We start from the raw sequence: 24,246 nt of genomic DNA on the forward strand, positions 1-24,246 counted from the left end.
AGGGGGAGCATCGTGGCACGCAGGCCCGTCCGTCGCCGCCGTCGCAGTGCAGCCCGCCGCGCGCAGGCCCGCAACCACGGCATCGTCCTGTTCACCCTCACGACCGCCGCGGTCGTTCTGGCCGTGCTCATGCTCGGCTGGCTCCTCCACCACCTGATGCTCCTGCTCTGCCTGCTCGCCGCCGCCCTGGCCGTCGCGGTGGTGGTGGTGCGCGGCCGGGTGGCGGCGTCGAGGCGGGAGCACGAGGGGCAGGTCGCGCAACTGCGGCACATCGGGGCGTTCCTGTCGATGGGGCCGAAGGAGTTCGAGCACGCGCTGGCGGTGCTGTGCCGGCGCGACGGCTGCACCAAGGTCACCGTCGTCGGCGGCGCCGGCGACCTTGCCGCCGACGTCCTGGCGACCACCCCGGCCGGGCAGCGAATCCTCATCCAGGCCAAGCGGTACGGGCCGAAGACGCTTGTCGGCTCCCAGGACGTGCAGAAGGTCAACGGCACCTACCGTGATGTCCACCGCTGCGACCTCGCACTGGTCGTCACGACCAGCACCTTCACCAAGGCCGCCGCCGCGTTCTGTGCCCAGGTCGGGATCCGCGCTGTTGACCGCCGGGCCCTGGCGCTGTGGGCGGAAGGAACCGGCCGACCGCCGTGGGGCTGATCCCTCCGCCCGGGCCGGGTCGACCAGCCCGCCGCGCTCCGGCGGCTGCCTTCCGTGATCGTCCGCCGGCGCCGAACGTGCCGGGGGCGGGCGGTCAGTACAGGGAGTCGCCCATGGGGGAGCCGTCGCCGGTGACGTAGGCGCGGATCGAGGCCAGGTACTCGTCGCGGCCGACCAGGCCGTCCGCGTCGGTGTCCAGGGCGTCGAAGGCGGCGTCGGCGTGGTCGGGCCGGTTGCCGAGGGCCTGGCGGAGCGCCGTGAATTCGGAGCGTCGCAGGGCGCCGTCCTGGTCCGCGTCGGCGAGGTCGAACAGGGCGGCGAGGGCGTGGCGGCAGACGTGGTCGAACTTGTCCGCGTCCACCCAGGCGTCGTACTCGGCGAAGGTCATGACGCCGTCGCCGTTGGCGTCCATCGCGGCCCAGGCGCGTTCGCCCGCCGCGAGGGCGGCGAGGACCAGGGGGTCGTTCGGCGTCCGGTCGGTGGCCCGGAGGGCTCGTTCGATGCGGACGAAGTAGTCGTGCCGGGAGGCGGTTCCGTCGCCGTCGGTGTCGAGCATCGCGTAGACGCGGGCCTTGGGGCTGGTGAGTTGGGCCGGGAGCATGTCGGGTCGTCCTTCGTGGTGCGGGCGTCGAGGGGTCGTTCAGGAGCCGTTTCAGTGGGTGAGGCGGAGCACGAGCGTCGAGTCGAGCGCGGTTTCGCCGGCCGGGGTGCCGCAGCCGGCGCCGTAGCTGGTGCCCACCGCCTTGAGGGTGTCGCCCGCGAACTCCGCGCTGTCGCCGGTGACTTCGCCGCTGACGACCAGTGAGGCGGTGCCGTTCACCTTCACGACGTCGGTCTTGTCGAACTTGAAGGTGGAGGCGGTCTTGTCGCTCCAGTGGACGGTCGTGGTGGAGGTGTCCCCGTGCTCGTCGCCGGTGCACTCCGTGGCCGGCATGGTGACGGTCCGTTCGAAGGCGCCGGAGGCCACGGGCGCGCCGGCGGGATCCACGCAGGTCACGGTCCCCGTCATCGCCAGTGTGTCGGGGACCGGAAGGTTGGTGCCGCCGGCATCGACAGCGCCGGTGAAGACCCCGTGGCCGCGGAGGACGCACGTGGCATCGGTGGTGGGTGTGGCGGAGTAGGCGCGGGCGGAGGTGTCGACGATCAGCGGCAGCGTGGCGAGCAGTGGGGCGGAGGCCAGCAGGGTGCCGCGGAAAGCGGTCTTCATGAGGGTGCTCTCCCGTTTGTCCCGGTTCGGGTGGTGATGGATCCGTAGGACAACGAGCTTCAGGAGCACCGGTTTCGGGTGTTCCGCCGCACGGATGAAGCGAGGGGCCGGCGGGTACTGGGCAGCACACCGCACGTGCGGCGCTAGACGACGGCCGCGGCCCCACGCTTCGGCCGGGCCCCGGGGGAGCAGCCGGACGGGGGCGGCCGCTGCGGGTCGCACCGGGGATCATCCCCGCGGGCCCCGATCATCGGACCAGTACTCCCGTCCCATCAGCACGAAATCTCCAACTCGGGTCGCTAGGTTCGGGGAGGGGCCAGATGGCTCCGGCCGGGCACCCGCCCGGCCGGACGGGGCCGAGGCGAGGAGGGGTGGCAGTGACGATGCGGGAGTACCCGCTGGCGGGCGGGCCGGTGGAGGTACGGGGCGCGCTGGACCTGGAGGCGACGGCGGCGGGGGTGATGCCGCGACGGTTGCCCGCCTGGACGAAGGAGCAGTACCAGGACCCGTCGGTCTACGGGGGCACGGTGATGCCGTCGGGGGTGCGGCTGGTGTTCCGCACCGATGCGCGGGTGCTGGAGTTCGTGGTCCTCACCTCCACCGGGCAGCTCGACAGCGACCCCCGCCCCCGGCCGACCGGGATGCTCGAACTGACGGTGGACGGTGTGCTGTTGGGTCGCCGACGAGCACCGTTGGGGAACGTGTGGCGGATGGCGGCCCCTGGGGCAGCGCCGCGGCTGATCCCGGGAGAACCTGGGACGGCACGCTTCGCCGGGCTGCCGGCCGGGATGAAGAACGTCGAACTGTGGCTGCCGCAGCAGACCCCCACCGAACTGGTGGCGCTCCGGGCCGACGGTGAGGTCCTGGCGCCGCTGCCCGACGGTCGTCGCCGGTGGGTGCACCACGGAAGTTCCATCAGCCACTGCCTCGAGGCCGACGGCCCCACCGGCACCTGGCCCGTGGTGGCGGCGTCGCTCGGGGGCGTGGAAGTCACCAACCTCAGCCAGCCCGGCAACGACATGCTGGACCCCTACGTCGCCCGGACCATCCGCGACCTGCCCGCCGACCTGATCAGCATCAAAACGGGCATCAACATCGTGGGCCTGGCCACCTTCCGGCTACGGACGTTCGGTCCGGCCGTCCACGGATTCCTCGACACCATCCGGGACGGGCACCCCGATACCCCGCTGCTGGTGATCTCCCCGGTCAGCTGCCCCGCACTCGAGACCCACCCCGGCCCGACCACGACGGGCCGCGACGGAAAGGTCACCGCACTGGGCGACCCGGCCGAACTGGCCCGCGGGGCACTGTCGTTGCAGGTGGTCCGCGACGAGCTGGCAAGGATCGTCGCACTCCGTCAGGCACACGACCCTCACCTGCACCACCTCGACGGCCGCGACCTGCTCGGCCCCACCGAGACGGCCGACCTCCCCGACGGCCTGCACCCCTCCGCCGCCGCCTACCGCCGCATGGGCGAACGCTTCGCCGCCCACGCCTTCGCCGCCGAGGGCCCGTTCCGGCCGGCGACCGGTGAGGGCGCTCCGGCGGGGGAACGGGGGTGACTGCCCGTCGTACGTCGACCCTCCCCGCCGAGCTCCCAGTCACCGGCAGGAGACGGCCCGCACCGCCACCGACCTGTTCGCCGACCTGGCGGGTCGCCACCCTCGACCCGGAGGGCGTTGAGCTGCTCGTCCGCCACCTTACGGCCCGGTGACCTGGCGCGACCCGGTGCCCGTTGGAGCAGCGGCCGACTGCCGAGCAGGGACGCGGTGGTCGGTCGTCGGCATGCTGGGTCCGCCCGGTACCATCAGCGCGGACGGGACCGCAACGTCGCCCGTGGATGCCCGACCCGGGCCGTATGAGAGGGGAGATGGGGCCGACTATGACGACGACGCCGTCGATAGGTGAGCAGGAGCCCCAGGCGACTGTGCGTGAGCTTGAGTCCATGCTGGACGCGGTCACCGATCAGGCTTTGATCAAGATCAGCCCAAGTGGGCAGGTGGTTCGCTGGAGCCGCGCTGCCGCGTCGATGACGGGTTACACCGGCGCCGAGATGGTGGGGCGGTCGGTGTCGGTGCTGCACACCGCGGAGGATCGCGACGCCGGACTGCTGGATCAGGAACTGGCCGCGGCACGCGAAGAGCGCCGGTGGAGTTTTGAAGGCTGGCGGATCCGCAAGGGGGGCGAGCGTTTCCTGGCCAGGGTCGCTCTGACGCCGGTTCTGGGCGAAGAGGGCGCAGTGACCGGCTTCGTCCTGGCCCTGCGGGATGTCACTGAAAGTGCGCGGGCCGAGTCGATGTTCCACGGTCTGCTGGAGTCGGCCCCGGACGCCATGGTGATCGTCGGCCCGGACGGGCGCATCGTACTGGTCAACCGGCAGACCGAGACGCTGTTCGGCTTCGATCGCGGGGAACTGGTCGGCCGGGAGATAGAGGTGCTGGTACCGCCGCGGTACCGCGACCGCCACGTAGGCCACCGCAACGGCTTCCTCACCGGCCCCCGGCTGCGGCCGATGGGCGCGGGACTCCAGCTGTCCGGAATGCGCAGGGACGGCACGGAGTTCCCCCTCGAGATCAGCCTGAGCCCGCTCCAGACGGCCGAGGGTCTGCTGGTTGCCGCAGCGATCCGCGATGTCACCGAGCGCAGGGAGACCGAGCAGCGGCTGCAGCGCCAGCGCGACGAGATCCTGGAGCTGTCCACGCCGGTGATCCAGGTGTGGGACAAGGTACTTGCGTTGCCGATCATCGGGACCTTGGACACCCTGCGAGCCACCCGGCTGACCGAGGGCCTGCTGGAGAAGATCGCCCAGACTCAGGCGGAGGTGGCGATCCTGGACATCAGCGGGGTGCCCACCATCGACACCCAGGTGGCCCAGCATCTGCTGAAGACCGTCCAGGCGGCTGCGCTGATGGGGGCGGTGAGCATTCTGAGCGGGGTGCGGCCGGAGACCGCGCAGTCCATGGTGCACCTGGGCATCGACATGGGGCGCCTGCGGTCGCGCAACACCTTGCAGGACGCGTTGCAACTGGCGCTGGCGCTGCTGGCCGAGCGGGCCGGGACCGCCGAGACCGCCACCCGGGCGCTGTCCATGGGGGGTTCGCTGTGAGCGACGACGTCGTACCGGTGATGCGGATCGGTGACACGCTGCTGGTGGCGTTGCAGGGCGACCTGGACGACACGACCGTGGTCCAGATCGAGGAGCAGCTCACCCGGGAGGTCGCGCGCACCGGTGCATCCGGGATGTTGATCGATGTGAGCCGGCTGACCATGGTCGATTCGTTCATCGCACGGGTGCTGGCGCGAATCGTGGCGATGATCCGGCTACTGGGAGCCCAAGCCGCGATCGTGGGAATTCAGCCCGCGGTGGCCATCACACTGGTGGAACTGGGTGTTCCGATGGGCCATTTGGACACGGCGCTCAACGCCGAGCAGGGCCTGGCACTGCTGCAGCGGCTGCGCCGCGCCGAGAACGGTGCGGTCCGGCCGTGACCTGGAATACCACAACGGACGCCGAGCCGGCCGTCTTCGCGATCGCCCATGAGGCCGATCTGATCCGGGTCCGCAAGGTCCTGCGTGCCGAGGCCGAGGCGGTGGGTCTGGGCCTGGTCGACGCGACCAAACTGATCACGGCCGGAAGCGAGCTGGCTCGTAACATCCTCAACTACGCCACCGGGGGCCGCGGCCGGATCCGTGCCGAGCAGGTGTACGAGCAGGGGCGCCGGGGAGTGCGAGTCACCTTCGCCGACGACGGTCCGGGCATCGCCGACATCGAGGCGGCGATGACCGACGGCTTCAGCACCAAGGGCAGCCTGGGCCTGGGCCTGCCGGGGTCGCGACGGCTGGTGGACGACCTGACCCTCACATCGGACGCCGACTCGGGCACGACCGTGGTGATCGTGAAGTGGCAGCGGTAACAGGAGTGCGGCAATGAGCGAGAACGAACACCGCCTCCATGCAATCGAGGCAGAGGAGGACGTGGGTGCCCTGCGCCGGGCGGTCGCCCGGATGGCAGTCGGCCAGCACGGCCTTCCTACGGGCGTGGCCGAGTTGGTGGCAACCGAGCTCGGCACCAACCTCGTGCGGCACGCCCACCCCGGGGGATACGTGCTGGCCCGCAAGACCGCAGACGGGATCGAGCTCATCTCTGTCGACCGCGGCCCGGGAATGACAGCGGCGTCCCTCACTCCCCCGGTGGACCTGGTGCCGTCCTCGAACCGTCGTGGCGGTCTGAATGCCGGGTTGGGCGTCGTGCGGCGCAACTCCGCCGAGTTCGACTGGTACTCCACCCGGGGAGGCACGGTCGTCTACGCCCGGCTGGGCGCCAACCCCTCAGGCACGGCAGGGCATTGGCGTTTCGGCGGAGTCAATGTCCCGCTGGGCGGTGACGGCGAGTCCGGAGACGCGTGGTCGGTCACGCCTGGCGAGCGGCTGACCGCCCTGGTCGTCGACGGCCTCGGCCACGGCGCCGGTGCTGCCTTGGCGGCCAGCGCCGCGATCACCACGTTCGAGCACGGCCCGGTCACCGCCCTCGACGACTTCATCCGGCGAGCCCATCAGGCGATGCGCGCCACCCGGGGCGGTGTCCTGGGCGCGTGCGTCATCGACCCTGCGAACGGCGAGCTCAGCTACGCGGCGGTCGGCAACATCACCGGACGGATCATCACCAACGGTCACCGCTCGGTCCATCTACTGGACCGCCCGGGCACCCTCGGTACCCATCTCCCCGTTCCGCGCACACACCTCCAGCACTGCCGCTGGGAACCCGGCTCGACCCTGGTGCTGACGTCCGACGGGATCCGCTCCGGCTGGAACCTGGAAGACCACCCCCGCCTGCTGGAGCACCACCCGGCGATCATCGCCGCCGTCGTGCACCGCGACCACGCACGGCCCTCTGACGACGCCACCGTGCTCGTGGTCCGCGATCGCAGCGGCATGCCATGATGATGCCCGGCATATGACAGACGACGGAGGACAGTTGGCCATCGGAGAGCTCCGCGACACCCAGCCCGCCGACAGCGCGGAGCTGATCGCCGACCTGCGCCAGGAGCTCGACGACACCAACCGGGGCCTGATCGCGCTGCACACCGAACTCGAGGCGGCCCAGCGCGCGGCGTCCCGGCTCGCGGCCATCGTGACGTCTTCGGATGACGCCATGATCTGCGTCGATCCTGCGCCCACCCACCTCGTCCAGACCTGGAACCCGGGCGCTCAACGCCTGTTCGGCCATACCGAGCAGCAGATCGTCGGGCAGCCGGCCGGCGTACTCCTGCCCGGTGGGGCGATGGACGCTCTCCATGCCGCAGTGGCGGAGATCCGCGCCGGTGGACGCGCGGAGCCGCACGAGACCCGGTGGCGCCGATCGGACGGCACCGAGGTCGATGTGGCCGTCACCGTCTCGGCGATGTCCGGCGCCGACGGCACGTTGATCGGCTTCTCCACCGTGGCACGGGACATCACCGCGCAGCTCGCCGCCCAGGCCGAGCTGGCCGCCGCCCGTGCCGAACGCGAGGTACAGGGGGATCGCGACCGTATTGCCCGCGACATGCACGACCTCGTCATCCAGCGGCTGTTCGGCGGCGCCTTGACACTGGAGTCCACCCTGGGCCTGCTTGCCGACCGGCCGCAGGTGCACAAGCGGGTCCGGCGGGTCAGAGACGACCTGGACGACACCATCCGGGTCATCCGCTCCATGATCTATGCCCTGCGCGAGCAGAAGCAGGACAGGGATGGCAAGGGTCTGCGCTCGCGACTGGTGGCAACCACCGAGCGGGCCACCGAGGCGCTCGGCTTCGCCCCGGCGCTGCGGATGACCGGCCTCCTGGACACCGACGTGTCCACCGAGTTCGCCGACCAACTGCTGGCCGTACTGGGCGAGGCCCTTTCCAATGTGGCCCGGCACGCCCACGCCACCGCCGTCGATGTCAGTGCGGAAGTCACCGCCGCGGATCTGTGCCTGCGAGTGAGCGACAACGGCCGGGGCATCGACCCGGCCGTCACACGCCGCAGCGGACTGGCCAACCTGCGCTCGCGTGCCGAGGAACTGGGCGGCACCTTCACCCTCGTCGCGAATCAGCCGGCCGGCACCGTTCTCGAATGGATCGTCCCCCTCAGCGGCAGTCACAGCTGACCGGAAGTCCCTGACGCGACCGGCACTCGCTGACGATGTGCCGGTCGCCCAGGTCGCCCAGCTCGCGCCGCCAGCCGTTGCACGGGCGTGGTTCGCTAGGCCGGGCGGCCCGCATTGTGGTGGTGGCCGGGGCCGGCGAGGGTCTGGGTGGCAATGATGGCGGCCTGGACGCGCCGCTCGACGCCGAGCTTGGCCAGTAGCCGGGAGATGTGGTTCTTCACGGTCTTCTCGGCGAGGTAGAGGCGCTGGCCGATCTGCCGGTTGGTCAGGCCCTCGCCGATCAGCGCGAGGATCTCCCGTTCGCGGTCGGTGAGTTGGGGCACGTTGGACGGCTCGGGGGCGGCGTCGGCGCGCAGCCGGGCCATCAGCCGGGTGGCGGCGCCCGGGTCCAGCATGGACTGCCCGGAGGCGACGGTGCGCACGGCGGAGACCAGGTCGGTGCCGCTGACCTGCTTCAGGACATAGCCCGAGGCGCCGGCCAGGATCGAGTCGAGCAGGCCCTCCTCGTCATCGAACGACGTCAGGATCAGGCAGGCCAGCTCAGGCATTTGGGAACGCAGCTCCCGGCAGACCGTCACCCCGTTGCCGTCCGGCAACCGCATGTCGAGGATCGCCACATCGGGGCGGAGCGCCGGCACCCGGGCCAGCGCCTGCGCGACGGTGCCGGCCTCGCCGACCACGGTCAGATCGGGCTCAGCGTCCAGCAGGTCGTGGACGCCGCGGCGGACCACCTCGTGGTCATCCAACAGGAACACCTTCACCGGGGCATTCGTCTGACCTGCCACGTTGTCCGCCATGTCATCTCCATGTGCCGTGCCCGCTCCCGCAGCGGACAGAACAATCTACCCCGGCGGCCTGTCATAGCTGAAGATCGTCTGAGATGACTGGACTGCCCCACTTGCCTCGGGGTGACGTAGCCGGGATGTGAGTCACCACGCGGTGACGCCTGCCGATTGCCGCAGGCGGCCCGGGTGGTCCGCGGCCTCCTCCCTCTCAAGTGCTGGGGTGAAGCGGCGTCCTGTGCTTGCCGACCGCCCCGCTGCTCTCGCGCCCCGGCACCCGCCTGACAGGGACCTACGGGTCCGCAGCAAAGGCCACGGGCCCCGGACCGGATGGGCGCGCAGGTGGAACAGGCCCTCGACGGGGTGTGGCAGGGGCGAACCAGCAGGTGGCGGCCCTTCAGTTCGAGACCTGTCACAGCGGCTGCCGGTCGGGGACCGGGGCTTTCAGGCCGTTGCGGCTGGGACCGGTGGCGGCACGATCAGGGCCCGTAGGTCCCTGGGTCGCTTCGCCTCGCCGATCGAAGATCTTTATCGGCGGACGGCAAACCCTCACCGCGTCCCGTCCCGTCCTCCCAGCCCATCGCCCAAGGAGTCAGATCATGTCCGCGCCCGACCGTGCAAGACCAGCAGCCGAGCCACCCGCGCAGGGGAACAAGACCTTCGGGCTGCCTGCGGCGACTGCGCTGGTGGTCGGTAGCATCATCGGTACCGGGGTGTTCGCGCTGCCGTCCGCGCTCGCGCCCTACGGGCCGATTGCGCTGGTCGCGTTCGTGCTGGTGACCATCGGGGCGCTGGCGCTGGCCGTCACCTTCGGGCGGCTGTCCGAGCGGGTGCCGGGCAGTGGCGGTCCGTATGTCTACGCCCGGGAGGCGTTCGGCGAGTTCGCCGGTTTCCTGACCGCATGGTCCTACTGGATCACCGCCTGGGCCGGCAATGCGGCGATCGCGGTGGCCTGGGTCGGCTATGTCGAGGTGTTCGTCAACAAGGGCCACCACACCTGGACGTCGACAGCGATCGCGCTGATCGGCCTGTGGGTGCCGGCGATCGTCAACCTGACCGGGGTGCGCAACATCGGTGCCTTCCAGGTGGTCACCACGGTGCTGAAGTTCCTGCCGCTGGCGTTCATGGCCACCGCCGGGCTGCTGTTCGTGAAGTCCGGCAACTTCGGGGCCTTCAACGCCAGTGGCGGCTCGGCGCTGGGCGCGATCTCGGCGGCCGGGGCGATCGCGCTGTTCAGCTACATCGGCCTGGAGACCGCCTCGGTGGCGGCCGGGCGGGTGCGCGACCCGCGGCGCAACGTGCCGAGGGCGACGATATACGGCACGCTGGCCTGCGCCGCGATCTACCTGCTCGGCACCCTGGCCGTCTTCGGCACCGTGCCGCACGACCAACTCGCCTCCTCCAGCGCGCCGTTCACCGACGCCATGAACAACATCGCGGGCGGCCACTGGGCCGGCAACCTGGTCGCCGCCGCGGCGATCATCTCCGGGGTCGGCGCGCTCAACGGCTGGACGATGATCTGCGCGGAGATGCCGATGGCGGCGGCCCGCGACGGCCTCTTCCCGCCCGTGTTCGCCGGCACCAAGGGGCGCGGCGAGGTGCCGGCCTTCGGCATCATCTCGGCTACCGTGCTCGCCTCGGTGCTCACCGTGGTCAGCTACACCCGCTTCACCAAGGTGTTCACCGAGATCGTGCTGCTGAGCGTGCTGACCGCGGTGATCCCGTACCTGATCTCGGCGGCCGCCCAGCTCTACTGGCTGGTGCAGCACGACCGCAAGCAGCTCGACCGGCGGCGGCTGATCAAGGACATCACCATCACGGTGCTCGCCCTCGCCTTCTCCTACTGGTCGATCCAGGGCAGCGGCTACCAGACCGTCTACTACGGCCTGTTCACGATCCTGCTCGGCATCCCCGCCTACATCTGGGTGAAGCGCCCGCACCCGACCCACGGCACCGCCGCCGAGGCCGACCCCACCGCCGTGCCCGGCCCGGCCGCCAAGACCGGCCCTGCCGAGGCGCCGCAGCTGCCGTAGGCGGCCCTCACCGCCCGGCCGCCCGGCCTGCCCACCGTCCTGCGCCGCGCCCTGACCGCGCGTCACCGGCACCGACAACCCCTGCAGTACTGAACTCCCTTGAGAGGAGCGCCACCGATGTCCACCCTTCGTGTCGATTCCGAGGCCGGCCGCCTGCGCCAGGTGATCCTGCACCGACCGGGTCTGGAGCTGGCCCGGCTGACCCCGGGCAACGTCGACGACCTGCTGTTCGACGACATCCTGTGGGCCAAGCGCGCCCGGGAGGAGCACGACGCCTTCGCCCAGGTGCTGCGCGACCACGGCGTGCGCGTGCACCACTACACCGACCTGCTCGCCGAGACCCTCGAACTGGCCCCGGCCCGGTCCTGGCTCCTCGACCGGGTGGCCGCCCCCGCGGTCGTCGGCCCGGCCCTGGTCGAACCGGTCCGGGACCTGTGCGAACAGCTCGACGGCGCCACGCTCGCCGAGTACCTGATCGGCGGCGTCCTCAAGAACGACCTCCCCCTGCAGAACCCGCACAGCCTGCACTGGCACACCCTCGGCGACCAGGACTTCGCCCTCCCGCCACTGCCCAACCACCTCTTCCCGCGCGACAACTCCTGCTGGATCGGCGCCCGTTACAGCCTCAACCCGATGGCGAAGCCGGCCCGCCGGCGCGAGACCCTGCACACCGCGGCGATCTACCGCTTCCACCCGCTGTTCGCCGAGACCGCGCCCCCGCTGCTCGACGGCACCACCGCACCCGCGGGCCTCACCGTGGAGGGCGGCGACGTCCACGTCCTCGCCCCGGGCATCGTCATGATCGGCATGGGCGAACGCACCACCGCCACCGCCGTCGAAACCCTCACCCAGCAACTGTTCCTGACCGGCACCGCACACCGGGTGATAGCCGTGCGCCTGCCGCAGAGCCGGGCGTTCATGCACCTCGACACCGTCATGACGATGATCGACCGCGACACCTTCACCCTCTACCCCGGCCTCGCAGACCAGCTGCGCTCCTGGACCCTCACCCCCGCCCCCGAACGCCCGTCCGGCTTCGACGTACGGCCCGACACCGACCTCGCCGCCTCCCTCGCCGAGGCCCTCGACCTGGACAAGGTCCGCTTCCTGTCCGCCGACCAGGACACCCGCGCCGCCGAACGCGAACAGTGGGACGACGGCAGCAACTTCCTCGCCCTCGAACCCGGCGTCGTCGTCGGCTACGAACGCAACACCACCACCAACACCTACCTCCGCAAGCAGGGCATCGAGATCGCCACCATCGCGGGCTCCGAACTCGGCCGCGGCCGCGGCGGCCCGCGCTGCATGAGCTGCCCCATCCAGCGCGACCCCGCCAACTGACCCTCCGCGACCGACACCAACCGACCGACGCCAACCGACCGACGCCAACCGACCGGCAAGGAGAACCCGTCATGACCGTCGACCTCAACGGCCGCCACTACCTGCGTGAACTCGACTTCACCGCCGCCGAGATCCACCACCTCCTCGACCTCGCCGCCGAACTGAAGGCCGCCCGACGCGCGGGCACCGAAACACCCCGGCTGACCGGCCGCCGGATCGCCCTGATCTTCGAGAAGGCCTCCACCCGGACCCGCTGCGCCTTCGAGGTCGCCGCGGCCGACCAGGGCGCCATGACCACCTACCTCGGCCCGGACGGATCGCACATCGGCCACAAGGAGACCATCGCCGACACCGCCCGCGTCCTGGGCCGGATGTACGACGCCATCGAGTACCGCGGCTTCGACCAGGACGCCGTCACCGAACTCGCCGCCCACGCCGGCGTCCCCGTCTACAACGGCCTCACCGACCGGTGGCACCCGACCCAGAGCCTGTGCGACGTGTTCACGATGCGCGAGCACAGCCGCAAGCCGCTGGAGGAGATCTCCTTCTGCTACCTCGGCGACGCCCGCAACAACACCGCCCACTCCCTGATGGCCATGGGCGCCCTCCTCGGGATGGACGTCCGCATCGCCGCCCCGCGCGAGCTGTGGCCCGACCCGGAGCTGGTGTCCGAGTGCCTGCTGCTCGGTCAGGAGAGCGGCGCCCGGTTCCTGCTGACCGACGAGGTGGAGGAAGCCGTGCGCGGCGCCGACTTCCTCTACACGGACGTGTGGGTGTCCATGGGAGAGGACCACGCCCGGTGGGCCGAGCGGATCGCCCTGCTCCTGCCCTACCAGGTCAACGCGAAGACGATGACGGCGACCGGCAACCCCGACACCGCGTTCCTGCACTGCCTGCCCGCCCTGCACGACCGCCGCACCGACCTCGGCGCCGAACTCGCCGCCGAACACGGCCTCGACGGCCTCGAAGTCACCGACGAGGTCTTCGAATCGCCCGCCTCGCTGGTCTTCGACCAGGCCGAGAACCGGCTGCACACCATCAAGGCCGTCCTCGTCGCCACCCTCGGGAAGAAGTGACCATGCGCATCGTCGCCGCCATCGGCGGAAACGCCCTCCTCCAGCGGGGCGAACACCCCGACGCCGCCGTCCAGCAGCACCACGTCCACGACGCCGCCCGCTCGCTCGCCGCACTCGTCACCGCCGGACACGAGGTCGTGATCACGCACGGCAACGGCCCGCAGATCGGCCTCCTCGCCCAGGAGAGCGAGGCCGACCCGGCGCTCACCGCGCCCTACCCGCTGGACGTCCTCGGAGCCCAGACCCAGGGCATGATCGGCACCCTGCTCGCCCGCGAACTGACGGGCCTGCTGCCCGGCCGCGCCGTCACCGCACTGATCACCCACACCGAAGTCGACCCCCACGACCCCGCCTTCCACCGGCCGACCAAGTTCATCGGCGGCCAACTCACCGACCGCCAGGCCCGGTTGATGGAGATCGAACGCGGCTGGACCACCGCCCGGGACGGTGCGCGGATGCGCCGGGTCGTCCCCTCGCCCCGACCCACGGCGATCGTCGAACTTCCCGCCATCCAGGCCCTCCTGGGCACGGGAGCGGTGGTGATCGCCGCCGGCGGCGGAGGCATCCCCGTCACCCGGGACCCGGACACCGGCCGGGTCCGCGGCGTCGAGGCCGTCGTCGACAAGGACCTGGCCGCGGCGCTGCTCGCCGAGCAGCTCGACGCCGACGTGCTGCTGATCCTCACCGACGTCACCCACGTGTTCGCCGGCTGGGGCTCGGCACATCCCGAGCCGCTGCTCACCGCGACCCCCGAGCGCCTGCGCGCACTCGACCTGCCCGAGGGCTCGATGGGCCCCAAGGCCGACGCCGCCGCCACCTTCGCCGAACGGACCGGTGGCCTCGCGGCCATCGGCCCCCTCGACAACGCCCTCGGCACGATCCTCGGCACCACGGGCACCACGGTCCGCGCACTGCCGACGGCCGCAGGACCGGAACCCAAGGCGCTGCCGACGGGACCGTCAGCCCCCGGCCCGGCCGATCAGCGCGCGGCAGTCTGAGAACCACCCGGAAAGGAAACTGCGATGACCCGTCTGCAGAGCCGACCCGCCACCGAGGTCCTGGTCGCGACCCGCGGCGAAGTCTCCCTGGCCGCGCCCGAATACGCCCGGACCAAGCTGCTCGCGGTGCTCGAACGCCTCGACGAGCCCGTCCTCGCGGCCCGGGTGAAGCTCACCCAGGAGGCCAACCACGCGGTCGCCAAGCCGTCGATCGCCCAGGCCACGGTCGACCTCAACGGACGGCCCGTGCGCGCCCACGTCGCCGCCACCACCATGCAGGAGGCCGTCGACCTGCTCCAGGACCGCCTGAACGCCAGGATCGCTCGCCTGCGGACCCACCGCCACCACCGCCACCACAGCGAGGCGCCCGCGGCCCCCGGGCACGAACACCGGCCGCAGCGCCGCGTGCTGGGCACGGAGGAGCGCCGCATCGAGCGGCACAAGACCTACAGCCTCGCGCGGCAGAGTGCGGGGGCGGCGGTGTTCGAACTGGAGGCGATGGACTACGACTTCCACCTGTACACCGACACGGCGACGGGCCGCGACAGCGTCGTCCACCGGGACGCGACGACGGGGGAGTACCGGATCTCCTCCGCCGGCCCGGCGCCCGAGGCCGAACCGGGCATCCCGGTGAGCACCGTCGGCGTCCCCGAGATCACCGTCACCGAGGCGGTGGCCCGCCTCGACCTGGGCGGCCTGCCGTTCGTCTTCTTCACGGACGCCACGACCGGTCGCGGCAACATCCTGTACCACCGGTACGACGGCCACTACGGCCTGATCACTCCCGCCGACCAGTAACGCGGGTGAAAGCGGGCTCGACTACGGGGACTTGACCGCGCCGGAGCGGAGCGCCGGAAGCGGGTTCGACCGCTTCCGGCGCCATTGCCGCCGGCCAGGTCGAGCAGACGCTGGTCGTGCCGCGGCATGGCCAGGACGAGCACCGCTAGGTCCCCATTCCCGGGCCTTACGTCCCGGCGGCGGGCGGTGGGCCGGGGCCGTTTGAGCGAGGCACAGGACGGGCAGGGACCACCGGCCCGTTCCCCGTGCAGAATGTGGCCTGTTCGGCCCTGCGGAGGATCCGGCCGCGGGGCGACGATGAGGGCCGACCGCCCGCCGGCGGTCGGTGAAGCCGGCAGACTCCGAGGAGAGCGCAGCCATGTCCGAAACCCCCAGTTCGGCCCCCGGTGGACCGTCCGACGAGGAGGTCCGGGCGCTCGACGCCCACTGGCGGGCCGCCAACTACCTCGCGGCGGGCCAGATCTATCTGATGGCCAACCCGCTGCTGCGCGAGCCGCTGCGCCCGGAGCACATCAAGCCCCGCCTGCTGGGCCACTGGGGCACCTCGCCCGGCCTGAACCTGGTCCACACCCACCTCAACCGCGTGATCAAGGCCCGGGGCCTGGACGCGGTCTGCGTCTGGGGACCCGGGCACGGCGGGCCCGCCGTGCTGGCGAACTCCTGGCTCGACGGCAGCTACACCGAGACCTACCCGAGCGTCACCCGGGACGCGGACGGCATGGCCCGGCTGTTCCGGCAGTTCTCCTTCCCCGGCGGCGTGCCCAGCCACGTCGCCCCCGAGACACCGGGTTCCATCCACGAGGGCGGAGAACTCGGCTACGCGCTGTCGCACGCATACGGCGCCGCCTTCGACAACCCCGGCCTGCTGGTCGCCTGCGTCATCGGCGACGGCGAGGCCGAGACCGGACCTCTGGCGGCCTCCTGGCACGGCAACAAGTTCCTCGACCCGGTGCACGACGGCGCCGTCCTGCCGATCCTGCACCTCAACGGCTACAAGATCGCCAACCCGACCGTCCTGGCCCGGCTGCCCGAGGCGGAACTCGACGCACTCCTGCGCGGCTACGGCCACGACCCGCTGTACGTCACCGGCGAGGACCCGCTCACCGTCCACCGGGCCATGGCCGAGGCCATGGACACCGCACTGGAGCGGATCGCCGCCCTCCAGCACGAGGCCCGCGCCGAGGGCAGCACCAGCCGACCGCACTGGCCCCTCATCGTGCTGCGCACCCCCAAGGGCTGGACCGGCCCGGCCGTGGTGGACGGACTGCCGGTCGAGGGCACCTGGCGCGCTCACCAGGTCCCGCTCGACCAGGTCCGCGACAACCCCGCGCACCTGCGGCAGTTGGAGGAGTGGCTGCGCTCCTACCGGCCGGAGGAGCTCTTCGACGAGAACGGCCACCCGGCGGCGCCGGTCCTCGACTGCGTCCCCGAAGGCCAACGTCGCCTCGGCGCCAACCCGCACGCCAACGGCGGCCTGCTGCTGCGCGACCTGCCGATGCCGCCGCTGGAGCGCTACGCCGTACCCGTGGACAAGCCCGGCGCCACCCTGCACGAGCCGACCCGGGTCCTGGGCGACCTGCTGGCCCAGGTGATGGCGGACACCGCCGAGCGCCGCGACTTCCGCCTGGTCGGCCCGGACGAGACCGCCTCCAACCGGCTCCAGGCCGTCTACGCGGCCACCGGCAAGGCCTGGCAGGCGCAGACCCTGCCCGTCGACGAACACCTCGCCCCCGACGGCCGGGTGATGGAGATCCTCTCCGAACACACCTGCCAGGGCTGGCTGGAGGGCTACCTCCTCACCGGCCGCCACGGCCTGTTCTCCTGCTACGAGGCCTTCGTCCACATCGTCGACTCCATGGTCAACCAGCACATCAAGTGGCTGCGCACCACCCGTGCCCTGCCCTGGCGCGCCCCCATCGCCTCGCTCAACTACCTGCTCACCTCGCACGTCTGGCGCCAGGACCACAACGGCTTCTCGCACCAGGACCCCGGCTTCGTCGACCACGTCCTCAACAAGAGCCCCGAAGCCGTCCGGGTCTACTTCCCGCCGGACGCCAACACCCTGCTCGCCACCGCCGACCACGTCCTGCGCAGCCGCGACTACGTCAACGTCGTGGTCGCCGGCAAGCAGCCCTGCTTCGACTGGCTCACCCTCGACCAGGCCCGCGTCCACTGCGCCCGGGGCGCCGGGATCTGGGAGTGGGCCGGTACCGAGGACGGCACCCGCGAACCCGACGTCGTGCTCGCCTGCGCCGGGGACGTTCCCACCCAGGAGGTCCTCGCGGCCGCCCAGCTGCTCCGTACCCATCTGCCCGACCTGGCCGTCCGGGTGGTCAACGTGGTCGACCTGGCCCGGCTGATGCCCGCCGAGGAGCACCCGCACGGCATGCCCGACGCGGAGTTCGACGCCCTGTTCGGCCGCGACCGACCGGTGATCTTCGCGTACCACGGCTACCCGTGGCTGATCCACCGCCTCGCCTACCGCCGCGCCGTCCACCCCCACCTGCACGTGCGCGGGTACAAGGAGTCGGGCACCACCACGACGCCCTTCGACATGGTGGTCCGCAACGACCTCGACCGCTACCGGCTCGTCATGGACGTCATCGACCGGGTACCCGGCCTCGCCGCCCGGGCCGCCGCCCTGCGCCAGGAGATGGCCGACCGGCGCACCCGCCACCACGACTGGATTCGGGAGCACGGCACCGACCTGCCCGAGATCACCGACTGGACCTGGTAGAGCTGACGTCCAACCAGGGGGGCCGACCGTCAGGAGACCAGCACCGTGGACCTACCCGTCGCCGTCGGAGTGGACGGCTCCGACCCCAGCCTGGCCGCCGCCGACTGGGCCGCCCGCGAGGCACTGCTGCTCGGCCGCGCGCTGCGCGTCCTGCACGCCCTGCCCCTGACGCCCCAGCCGCTCCCCGGCCGGCCCGCCGGGCGCCGGCCGGACCCTGATGCCCTGTTGCACGAGGTCTGCCATGTTCTGGCGGTGCGGTACCCCCGGTTGGAGATCCGCTCCGACGAGGTCCACGACCTCGCCCCCGCGGCGCTGCTGGCCGCGGGGGAGGACGCCGAACTGCTCGTCGTCGCCGCCCGCGGTACCGGCGGCTTCCCGGATCTGCGGGTCGGGTCCACCGCCCTGCACCTGGCCGCCCGGGCCGGCTGCCCGACCGTGGTGCTGCCGGTGGACCCGCCGGGTCCGGATCCGCGCGAGCAGATCGTGCTCGGGCTGGACGCCCGCCGACCCGCCGAGGCGGCCCTGGAGTTCGCCTTCGCCGCCGCGCACCGCCACGGACTGCCGCTGCGGGTCGTGCACGCCTCGGCCACCGGCCTGCCGGACGACGAGGCCGAACTCCTCGCCCGCGTCCTCGCACCGTGGCAGGCCGCCCACCCCGAGGTCGAGGCCGTCCCGGAGAGCACAGGCGCGGGAGCGGGCCCGGCACTGGTGGAGGCGTCGGCCAAGGCCCGACTGCTGGTGCTGGGCAGGCGGCCCGTGCTCCTGGTCGGCGCGCTCGGCCCGGTCGGCCACGCCGTCCTGCACCACACGCTCTGCCCGGTCGCCGTCGTCCCGGACGCGTGAGCGGGACCTTCGTGCGGTACCGGAGGGCTGCTCGGCCTCGGTGACCGCCCCGGGGCGACCGCGAGTCCGTTCCGGACACCCTGGGTCGCACGCAGCCGACGACACCTTCCCCGTGGCGGGGGCGGTGCCGCCGGCTGCGGCAGCGGGGCCTCGGCGTGCGGTGCTTCCGGGACGGCGGTGGGGGCTCAGCGGAGCCAGGCGTGCTCGCGGACGACCGGGAGGGCGGCCCAGCGGCGCCCCAGCCCCCAGGTGTCGCCGGCGCCGAGGGCGGCCAGCGCGAGGAGCAGCAGAGCGTAGACGACGTGGTAGTCGACGACGGGGTTGCTGGAGCCGCTGGCGGCGCCGTTGGCGAGGTGGCGGGCGGGCGGCCACTCGGCGGCCCACATCATGGCCAGCAGCAGGGTGCCGCCACCGGCGGCGACGCGCATCCCGACGCCGCCGACGAAGGCGAGGCCGATGCCGAGCAAGCCGAGCATGAACAGCCAGTCGGCCCAGGCCTGCCCGGCCCAGGCGTGGAAGGTGGACTGGAGCGGACCGGCCGAGACGTGGCTGAGGAAGCCCTTCGTCGGGGAGCCGCCGTTGAGCCAGGAGCCGGCCTCTCCGGTGGCGTAGCCGAGGCCGAACGTCTTGTCGAGGAAAGCCCAGAGGAAGACCGAGCCGACGGTGATCCTGGCGCCCGCGACCGCGAGACCCGCCCCGGTGGTCAGGGCGACAGTGCCTGATGCCTCCCCGGAGCGCCGGGTCGCGACCGGGCGCCGGCCCGTGGTGAGACGGTGGGTGAATCGGGGGAGGTGCGGGTGGTGGACGGCCATGGCGAGCTCTCCTTGTCGATTTCACGGTGGATCGGTCGTTTTGTGGTGCTGGGACAGGACCGTCGGCCGGGCCCCGAGGTGCCGGGGCCGGGTCGTGCGGGTGGAGCGGGTGGAGCGGGGAGGCGGTCGGTGCCCGCCTCCCCGGTGTGAGCCGGCCGGGGCTACTTGCGGTGCATGGTGTGCAGGGCCTGGCCAAGGATGTGCGGGTCGTGGTGGCCCTTGTGGACGGCCGGGGGCTGCCGGTCGAGGTCGAGGAGCTGTGCGACGGCGGTCCAGGCGGTGCGTACGGAGTACTCGACGGTGAAGACGACGTCGTCGGGTACCTCGGCGTACTGGCCGATGAAGGCGAGGTTGGTGGAGCCCTTCGGGACCACCTGGGGCCGGTCGCCGTGGCTCCGTGCCAGGAACTGGCTGGTGATGTACGGCATCAGGCAGGGGACGACGGTCGAGGTTCCCGCGATCTTCTCGGCGGTGTCGGGATCGACGGCCAGGTGCTGGAGGACCTCCTGGAGGATCTCCGCGCCGCTGCACTCCCGCATCGGCTTCTGGACGAAGGTGCCGGGCTTGTCGGGGAAGAGGCCGTAGCCCCACCACACGGATACGTCCTCGGGCTGCTGCTGGTAGACCGGCTGGCGGTTGACGACGACGGTGAGCAGCCACGGGGAGTCGGTGAGGGTGAGCAGGCCGCCGCGGCCGGTCGGGCGGCCGGTGAACGTCTCCATCCAGTCGAGGAAGGCGGGGTCCTTGGCGGTGACGGTGAAGGACTCCCAGGTGGAGTCCTTGGGGCTGCGGTCGAACACCTCGGGGTTGCCGAAGTCCTCGCGCCCGTGGGCGATCCGGTGCCACAGCAGGAAGGAGTCGGGGCTGCGGGAGGTGTCCGGGCCGGGCGGCGGGGCGGTGTGGGAGCCGAGGACGGAGTCGGCGGTCATCGAGCCGTTGGTGACGAACACGAGGTCGTCCTCGGCTACGGGGAGGTCGGCGTGCGCGCCTGCGAAGTGGATGCGCTCGACGCTCGTGCCCGGCCCGCTCCGGAAGGCCAGGTCCGCGACCCGGCGGCCGATGTGGATGTGGACCCCCTGCTCCAGGAGCCAGGCCGTGAGCGGTCGGACGATCGAGTCGTACTGGTTGTAGCGGGTCCGGTAGATCCCGGACATCGTCTCGAACTCCGGGAAGAGGTGGACGAAGCGCTTGAGGTAGCGCCGGAACTCGATGGCGCTGTGCCACGGCTCGAACGCGAAGGTGGTGCACCACATGTACCAGAAGTCGGTGGTGAAGAATCCCTCGTCGAAGCAGTCGGTGATGCGCTTGCCGTCCAGCAGCCGCTCGGGCGTGGCCAGGCACTTGACCAGTTCGAGCCGGTGGTGTTCGGAGAATCCCATGGCGTGTCCGTCGCAGATCTCGCCACCTGCGCGCACCAGGCGGGCGGTGTCGTCCCAAGGGGATTCGTCGTGCGAGTCGAAGATGTCCTGGGTGGCCGACTTCGACGGGTCGTCCAGCGACGGAATGCCGGACAACAGGTCGAACGTGCAGCGGAACTGCGCCTCGAACATCCGGCCGCCGCGCATCGTGTACCCCGCCTCCGGCGTACCGCCCGCGTCCAGGCTGCCGCCGACTTCGTCCTGCGCCTCGTAGACGTGGATGTCGCCGCCGGCGAAACCCGCGTCCCGGATGAGGAAGGCTGCTGCGGACAGGGCGGCGATGCCGCCTCCGACCAGATGGGCCTTGGGCATCGGATGTCTCCTCAACTGTCGTGCACTGAACCGCCATCAGCTGGATGAGTGGCGACCCCGGCGGTTGGTGCCGGGCGATCGAGTCCATCGATCGGGGGTGCTGACGACAGCTTGCTCCCGGGCCGGCCGACGGGTCGTTGGGCCGTTGGGCGCCGGTGGTGGAACGACGGTCCCGATGGCGTCCCGGATTCGCGGGACCGGCGGACCGGGACCTTCGGGTCCTGCCGCATGGCAACGTGGATGAGGACACCCCGCGACCGCTGGACGATCACCTCGGGGTCGGGGGCGACATCGTCCTGGCACAGGCACGCAGGCTTGTCGAGCAGTGGCACCCCGGCCTGGCGACCGAGACCCGCGCGGTCGACGGGCCGCGGGCGCGCGGGCTGCTGGAGCAGGCCGCGGACGCCTCGCTCCTGGTCGTCGGAGCCAAGCGCAGGCCGGTTGTCGAGCAGGTGCTCTCGCTCCCGCCGATCGGCGTCCCGCTCAGCTCCCCCGCCCCCTGCCAGGTGGCGGTCGTCCGCGAGACGGCGGACACCACCGCGAATGCCCCCAGGCCGCTGGTCGTCTTCGGAGTGGACGGATCGCCGGGCTCCCCGGCCGGGGGAGCACTGCTGGGCGAGGCCGCTCGGGCCCGGTGGCTCGTCGTCGGCTCGCGGGGCCTCGGCGGCTTCCGAGGGCTGCTCCTCGGGTCGGTGAGCCACGCTCCGGCCGAGTGCGCGGAGCGTCCACTGATCGTCGTCCCCCCGCGCAAGGGGCGCTGAGGGGCATGGCGCGGATTTCCGGCCTCGGCCGCTCACGCGGTCCGGGCGGGACCGGCGGCCCCGAGACCGCACCGCACGGCACTCCCTTCGGCAAGGAACTCACGGCCATGTGCCGGGCAAGGGCCGGGCTGAAGGTCCCGGCCTCCGGGACCCGTCCGGTCCTTCGCAACAGTCGCTGCAATGCCGATGGTTGAGACCGAACGGGAATACGAAGGAGAAGACACGTGAGCGAGCAGACCGGACCGGAGCAGCGGATCGTGGTCGGTGTCGACGGATCGCCGGCATCGGTCGACGCGCTCCGGTGGGCCGTCGGCCAGGCCCGCACGCGGGGCGCCGTGGTGGAGGCGCTGATCGCGTGGCAGCATCCGGTGGCCACCGGGTGGACGGTGCCGATCGAGTCCTACGAGGACCTCCCGGGCATCGCACGGAAGACCCTCGACGACAGCGTCAGCGAGGCGACCGGTTCCGACGCCCCGGTCGAGATCAGGACCCGGGTGCAGGAGGGTGGCGCCGCCGAGTGCCTGCTGGACGCGGCCCGCGGCGCCGAACTCCTGGTCGTCGGCAGCCGGGGCCACGGCGGTTTCACCGCCGCCCTGCTCGGCTCGGTCGGCCAGCACTGCGTCCACCACGCGCCCTGCCCGGTCGTCGTTGTCCGCCACCCCGAGGACTGACGCGCGCACCCCGTAACCGCCGCGCGGCCGAGTCGCCGACCTGAAAGGAGCGAACCGACCTGCGGCACCGGGGTCGAGCGGGGGCCGAGGTGCCGGCGGCGTGCGTGGGGGGGCGAACCATGCTTGCGATCGAAGCACTGGGGGGCCTGTGGCCGGGTTCTTCGGTCGGAGCCCATGACCGCCGGCGCGGATCGGTCCTGGCGGGGTGTTGGTGGTGTCGGTGGCGCGTTGGTGGATCGGGTGTCCTCGCCTCTGGACCTGCACTCTCCGCCTTCCTAACATGAGCACTGCTCGCATTTTGTGACTCGTGTTGTGTGGAAGGACCCTCATGACGGACCGTTACGACCTCTCCGCCGGCTTCCGCTGGGGCGCCTCCACCGCCGCCTACCAGATCGAGGGGGCGGTCGACGAGGACGGCCGGGGCCCGTCGGTCTGGGACACCTTCTGCGACCGCCCCGGCGCGGTGAAGAACGGCGACAGCGGCCGGACGGCCTGCGACCACTACCACCGCTGGCCCGAAGACATCGCGCTGATGCGTGAACTCGGGCTCGACACCTACCGGTTCTCGCTCGCCTGGTCGCGCGTCCAGCCCACCGGCCGGGGCCCCGCCAACGCCGCCGGGCTCGACTTCTACGACCGCCTGGTCGACGGGCTCCTCGCGGCCGGCATCACCCCGCTGCCCACCCTGTTCCACTGGGACCTGCCGCAGGCGCTGGAGGACGAGGGCGGCTGGATGCAACGGGAAACCGCTTTCCGTTTCGCCGAGTACGCGTCCGTGGTGGCAGACCGGCTCGGCGACCGCGTCCCCGCCTGGATCACCCTCAACGAGCCCTTCGTGCACATGGTCTACGGCTACGCCCTGGGCATTCACGCACCCGGCCACAGCATGATGCTCGACGCCCTCCCGGCCGCCCACCACCAGCTGCTCGCCCACGGCCTGGCCGCCGCCGAGCTGCGCTCCCGCGGCCTCGACGTCCTGATCGCCAACAACCTGACGCCCGTCCGGGCCGCGACCGATTCGGCCGAGGACCGGGCCGCCGCCGACGCCTACGACGCCCTGCACAACCGGCTGTTCACGGATCCGCTGCTGCTCGGCCGATACCCCGACCTGTCCGCGTACGGCGTCGGCCCCGACCTGCACGGCAGCGTCCGCGACGGCGATCTCGCGCTGATCGCCGGCCCCGGTCTCGACGGACTGGGCGTCAACTACTACAACCCCACCCGCATCGCCGCCCCCACCGACCCGGGGCTCCCGTTCGCCGAAGCCCCCATCGACGGCGTCCCCCGCACCCACTTCGGCTGGCCCGTGGTCCCGGACGGCCTGCGCGAACTCCTGCTGCTCCTCCGGGACCGCTACGGCGCCGCGCTGCCCCCGATCACCATCACCGAGAGCGGCTGCTCCACCGACGACACCCTCGACGACACCTTCCGCATCGACTACCTCGCCGGCCACCTCGACGCCCTGGCCCGCGCCGCCGCCGACGGCATCGACGTCCGCGGCTACTGCACCTGGTCCCTGCTCGACAACTTCGAATGGGGAGAAGGATTCGGCGAGCGCTTCGGCCTGGTCCACGTCGACTTCGCGACCCAGAAGCGCACGCCGAAGGCGTCGTACGGGTGGTACCGGGACCTGATCGCTCATCACCGAGGTGCGAATTCCCGGTAGCCGGTCAGTC

The 24,246-nt window shown here is 71.8% G+C and carries 22 protein-coding genes; 17 read left to right on the forward strand and 5 right to left on the reverse strand.

Going from position 1 to position 24,246, the window contains the following annotated elements; genetic code table 11:
- Positions 1-12 precede the first annotated feature (12 nt).
- Positions 13-654, forward strand: coding sequence for a restriction endonuclease (locus ACFYS8_RS34490; RefSeq protein WP_387649036.1), 642 nt, complete (start codon positions 13-15; stop codon positions 652-654).
- 94 nt (positions 655-748) lie between these two features.
- On the opposite strand, the gene ACFYS8_RS34495 is transcribed toward ACFYS8_RS34490, so the two are convergent.
- Together ACFYS8_RS34495 and ACFYS8_RS34500 are read right to left on the reverse strand one after the other, a co-directional pair.
- On the reverse strand, positions 749-1,255 hold the full coding sequence (locus tag ACFYS8_RS34495) for an EF-hand domain-containing protein (RefSeq protein WP_387649038.1): 507 nt from the start codon (positions 1,253-1,255) through the stop codon (positions 749-751).
- A 51-nt stretch (positions 1,256-1,306) separates the two neighbouring features.
- Positions 1,307-1,861: a hypothetical protein gene (locus ACFYS8_RS34500; RefSeq protein WP_387649040.1), complete on the reverse strand. Its 555-nt coding sequence runs from the start codon at positions 1,859-1,861 to the stop codon at positions 1,307-1,309.
- 383 nt (positions 1,862-2,244) lie between these two features.
- Between ACFYS8_RS34500 and ACFYS8_RS34505 the strand changes: the two genes are divergently transcribed.
- From ACFYS8_RS34505 to ACFYS8_RS34530, 6 genes are all read left to right on the forward strand, one after another.
- Positions 2,245-3,423, forward strand: a complete 1,179-nt coding sequence (locus tag ACFYS8_RS34505) for a GDSL-type esterase/lipase family protein (protein ID WP_387649172.1) — start codon at positions 2,245-2,247, stop codon at positions 3,421-3,423.
- 383 nt (positions 3,424-3,806) lie between these two features.
- Complete coding sequence (locus ACFYS8_RS34510) at positions 3,807-4,967, forward strand: PAS domain S-box protein (RefSeq protein ID WP_387649043.1); 1,161 nt, start codon at positions 3,807-3,809, stop codon at positions 4,965-4,967.
- 20 nt (positions 4,968-4,987) lie between these two features.
- On the forward strand, positions 4,988-5,350 hold the full coding sequence (locus tag ACFYS8_RS34515) for an STAS domain-containing protein (RefSeq protein WP_387649174.1): 363 nt from the start codon (positions 4,988-4,990) through the stop codon (positions 5,348-5,350).
- Positions 5,347-5,775: an anti-sigma regulatory factor gene (locus ACFYS8_RS34520; RefSeq protein ID WP_387649044.1), complete on the forward strand. Its 429-nt coding sequence runs from the start codon at positions 5,347-5,349 to the stop codon at positions 5,773-5,775. Before ACFYS8_RS34515 ends, ACFYS8_RS34520 begins: the two co-directional genes overlap by 4 nt.
- A gap of 13 nt (positions 5,776-5,788) precedes the next feature.
- On the forward strand, positions 5,789-6,802 hold the full coding sequence (locus ACFYS8_RS34525; RefSeq protein ID WP_387649047.1) for a SpoIIE family protein phosphatase: 1,014 nt from the start codon (positions 5,789-5,791) through the stop codon (positions 6,800-6,802).
- Positions 6,803-6,836: 34 nt separating this feature from the next.
- Entirely contained in the window at positions 6,837-7,988 is a 1,152-nt protein-coding gene (locus ACFYS8_RS34530; protein WP_387649049.1) for a PAS domain S-box protein, read from the forward strand.
- A gap of 95 nt (positions 7,989-8,083) precedes the next feature.
- Here ACFYS8_RS34530 and ACFYS8_RS34535 read toward each other — a convergent pair whose 3' ends face one another.
- Positions 8,084-8,785 carry a response regulator gene (locus ACFYS8_RS34535; protein WP_387649051.1) on the reverse strand — a complete coding sequence of 234 codons (702 nt, stop codon included), beginning with the start codon at positions 8,783-8,785 and terminating at the stop codon, positions 8,084-8,086.
- Positions 8,786-9,456: 671 nt separating this feature from the next.
- Here ACFYS8_RS34535 and ACFYS8_RS34540 point away from each other — a divergent pair.
- The 7 genes from ACFYS8_RS34540 to ACFYS8_RS34570 all read left to right on the forward strand — a co-directional run bounded on the left by ACFYS8_RS34540 (position 9,457) and on the right by ACFYS8_RS34570 (position 18,596).
- On the forward strand, positions 9,457-10,803 hold the full coding sequence (locus ACFYS8_RS34540; protein ID WP_387649177.1) for an APC family permease: 1,347 nt from the start codon (positions 9,457-9,459) through the stop codon (positions 10,801-10,803).
- A gap of 117 nt (positions 10,804-10,920) precedes the next feature.
- Positions 10,921-12,144, forward strand: a complete 1,224-nt coding sequence (locus ACFYS8_RS34545) for an arginine deiminase (RefSeq protein ID WP_387649054.1) — start codon at positions 10,921-10,923, stop codon at positions 12,142-12,144.
- A gap of 71 nt (positions 12,145-12,215) precedes the next feature.
- Complete coding sequence (gene argF, locus ACFYS8_RS34550) at positions 12,216-13,220, forward strand: ornithine carbamoyltransferase (protein WP_387649056.1); 1,005 nt, start codon at positions 12,216-12,218, stop codon at positions 13,218-13,220.
- Positions 13,221-13,222: 2 nt separating this feature from the next.
- Entirely contained in the window at positions 13,223-14,218 is a 996-nt protein-coding gene (locus ACFYS8_RS34555; RefSeq protein ID WP_387649059.1) for a carbamate kinase, read from the forward strand.
- 24 nt (positions 14,219-14,242) lie between these two features.
- Positions 14,243-15,016 carry an HPF/RaiA family ribosome-associated protein gene (locus ACFYS8_RS34560; RefSeq protein WP_387649062.1) on the forward strand — a complete coding sequence of 258 codons (774 nt, stop codon included), beginning with the start codon at positions 14,243-14,245 and terminating at the stop codon, positions 15,014-15,016.
- Between the two features lie 358 nt (positions 15,017-15,374).
- A complete protein-coding gene (locus ACFYS8_RS34565) occupies positions 15,375-17,753 on the forward strand; it encodes a phosphoketolase (protein ID WP_387649064.1) in 2,379 nt (792 codons plus the stop codon).
- A 45-nt stretch (positions 17,754-17,798) separates the two neighbouring features.
- The gene (locus tag ACFYS8_RS34570; protein ID WP_387649067.1) at positions 17,799-18,596 is read left to right on the forward strand and encodes a universal stress protein; all 798 of its coding nucleotides are present in this window, start codon (positions 17,799-17,801) and stop codon (positions 18,594-18,596) included.
- A 185-nt stretch (positions 18,597-18,781) separates the two neighbouring features.
- Here the strand turns inward: ACFYS8_RS34570 and ACFYS8_RS34575 are convergent, their stop codons facing one another.
- Together ACFYS8_RS34575 and ACFYS8_RS34580 are read right to left on the reverse strand one after the other, a co-directional pair.
- Complete coding sequence (locus ACFYS8_RS34575) at positions 18,782-19,408, reverse strand: hypothetical protein (RefSeq protein WP_387649070.1); 627 nt, start codon at positions 19,406-19,408, stop codon at positions 18,782-18,784.
- A 161-nt stretch (positions 19,409-19,569) separates the two neighbouring features.
- Positions 19,570-21,138 carry an oleate hydratase gene (locus ACFYS8_RS34580; RefSeq protein ID WP_387649072.1) on the reverse strand — a complete coding sequence of 523 codons (1,569 nt, stop codon included), beginning with the start codon at positions 21,136-21,138 and terminating at the stop codon, positions 19,570-19,572.
- Positions 21,139-21,374: 236 nt separating this feature from the next.
- Here ACFYS8_RS34580 and ACFYS8_RS34585 point away from each other — a divergent pair, with 236 nt between their 5' ends.
- The 3 genes from ACFYS8_RS34585 to ACFYS8_RS34595 all read left to right on the forward strand — a co-directional run bounded on the left by ACFYS8_RS34585 (position 21,375) and on the right by ACFYS8_RS34595 (position 24,236).
- A complete protein-coding gene (locus tag ACFYS8_RS34585) occupies positions 21,375-21,899 on the forward strand; it encodes a universal stress protein (protein WP_387649075.1) in 525 nt (174 codons plus the stop codon).
- A gap of 224 nt (positions 21,900-22,123) precedes the next feature.
- Entirely contained in the window at positions 22,124-22,570 is a 447-nt protein-coding gene (locus ACFYS8_RS34590) for a universal stress protein (protein ID WP_387649078.1), read from the forward strand.
- A gap of 328 nt (positions 22,571-22,898) precedes the next feature.
- Positions 22,899-24,236 (forward strand): GH1 family beta-glucosidase, encoded by a 1,338-nt coding sequence (locus ACFYS8_RS34595; RefSeq protein ID WP_387649080.1) that lies wholly within the window; start codon positions 22,899-22,901, stop codon positions 24,234-24,236.
- The last annotated feature ends 10 nt before the right edge of the window (positions 24,237-24,246 follow it).

This window comes from Kitasatospora sp. NPDC004615 (assembly GCF_042873545.1).
In the GTDB taxonomy this organism is placed as follows: domain Bacteria; phylum Actinomycetota; class Actinomycetes; order Streptomycetales; family Streptomycetaceae; genus Kitasatospora.

Coding starts and splice junctions, on each gene's coding strand:
- ACFYS8_RS34580 (WP_387649072.1), bottom strand. CDS start 21,138: ATGCCCAAGGCCCATCTGGTCGGAGGCGGCATCGCCGCCCTGTCCGCA.
- ACFYS8_RS34515 (WP_387649174.1), top strand. CDS start 4,988: ATGCGGATCGGTGACACGCTGCTGGTGGCGTTGCAGGGCGACCTGGAC.
- ACFYS8_RS34500 (WP_387649040.1), bottom strand. CDS start 1,861: ATGAAGACCGCTTTCCGCGGCACCCTGCTGGCCTCCGCCCCACTGCTC.
- ACFYS8_RS34535 (WP_387649051.1), bottom strand. CDS start 8,785: ATGGCGGACAACGTGGCAGGTCAGACGAATGCCCCGGTGAAGGTGTTC.
- argF (WP_387649056.1), top strand. CDS start 12,216: ATGACCGTCGACCTCAACGGCCGCCACTACCTGCGTGAACTCGACTTC.
- ACFYS8_RS34525 (WP_387649047.1), top strand. CDS start 5,789: ATGAGCGAGAACGAACACCGCCTCCATGCAATCGAGGCAGAGGAGGAC.
- ACFYS8_RS34575 (WP_387649070.1), bottom strand. CDS start 19,408: ATGGCCGTCCACCACCCGCACCTCCCCCGATTCACCCACCGTCTCACC.
- ACFYS8_RS34495 (WP_387649038.1), bottom strand. CDS start 1,255: ATGCTCCCGGCCCAACTCACCAGCCCCAAGGCCCGCGTCTACGCGATG.
- ACFYS8_RS34510 (WP_387649043.1), top strand. CDS start 3,807: ATGCTGGACGCGGTCACCGATCAGGCTTTGATCAAGATCAGCCCAAGT.
- ACFYS8_RS34545 (WP_387649054.1), top strand. CDS start 10,921: ATGTCCACCCTTCGTGTCGATTCCGAGGCCGGCCGCCTGCGCCAGGTG.
- ACFYS8_RS34560 (WP_387649062.1), top strand. CDS start 14,243: ATGACCCGTCTGCAGAGCCGACCCGCCACCGAGGTCCTGGTCGCGACC.
- ACFYS8_RS34505 (WP_387649172.1), top strand. CDS start 2,245: ATGCGGGAGTACCCGCTGGCGGGCGGGCCGGTGGAGGTACGGGGCGCG.
- ACFYS8_RS34595 (WP_387649080.1), top strand. CDS start 22,899: ATGACGGACCGTTACGACCTCTCCGCCGGCTTCCGCTGGGGCGCCTCC.
- ACFYS8_RS34555 (WP_387649059.1), top strand. CDS start 13,223: ATGCGCATCGTCGCCGCCATCGGCGGAAACGCCCTCCTCCAGCGGGGC.
- ACFYS8_RS34565 (WP_387649064.1), top strand. CDS start 15,375: ATGTCCGAAACCCCCAGTTCGGCCCCCGGTGGACCGTCCGACGAGGAG.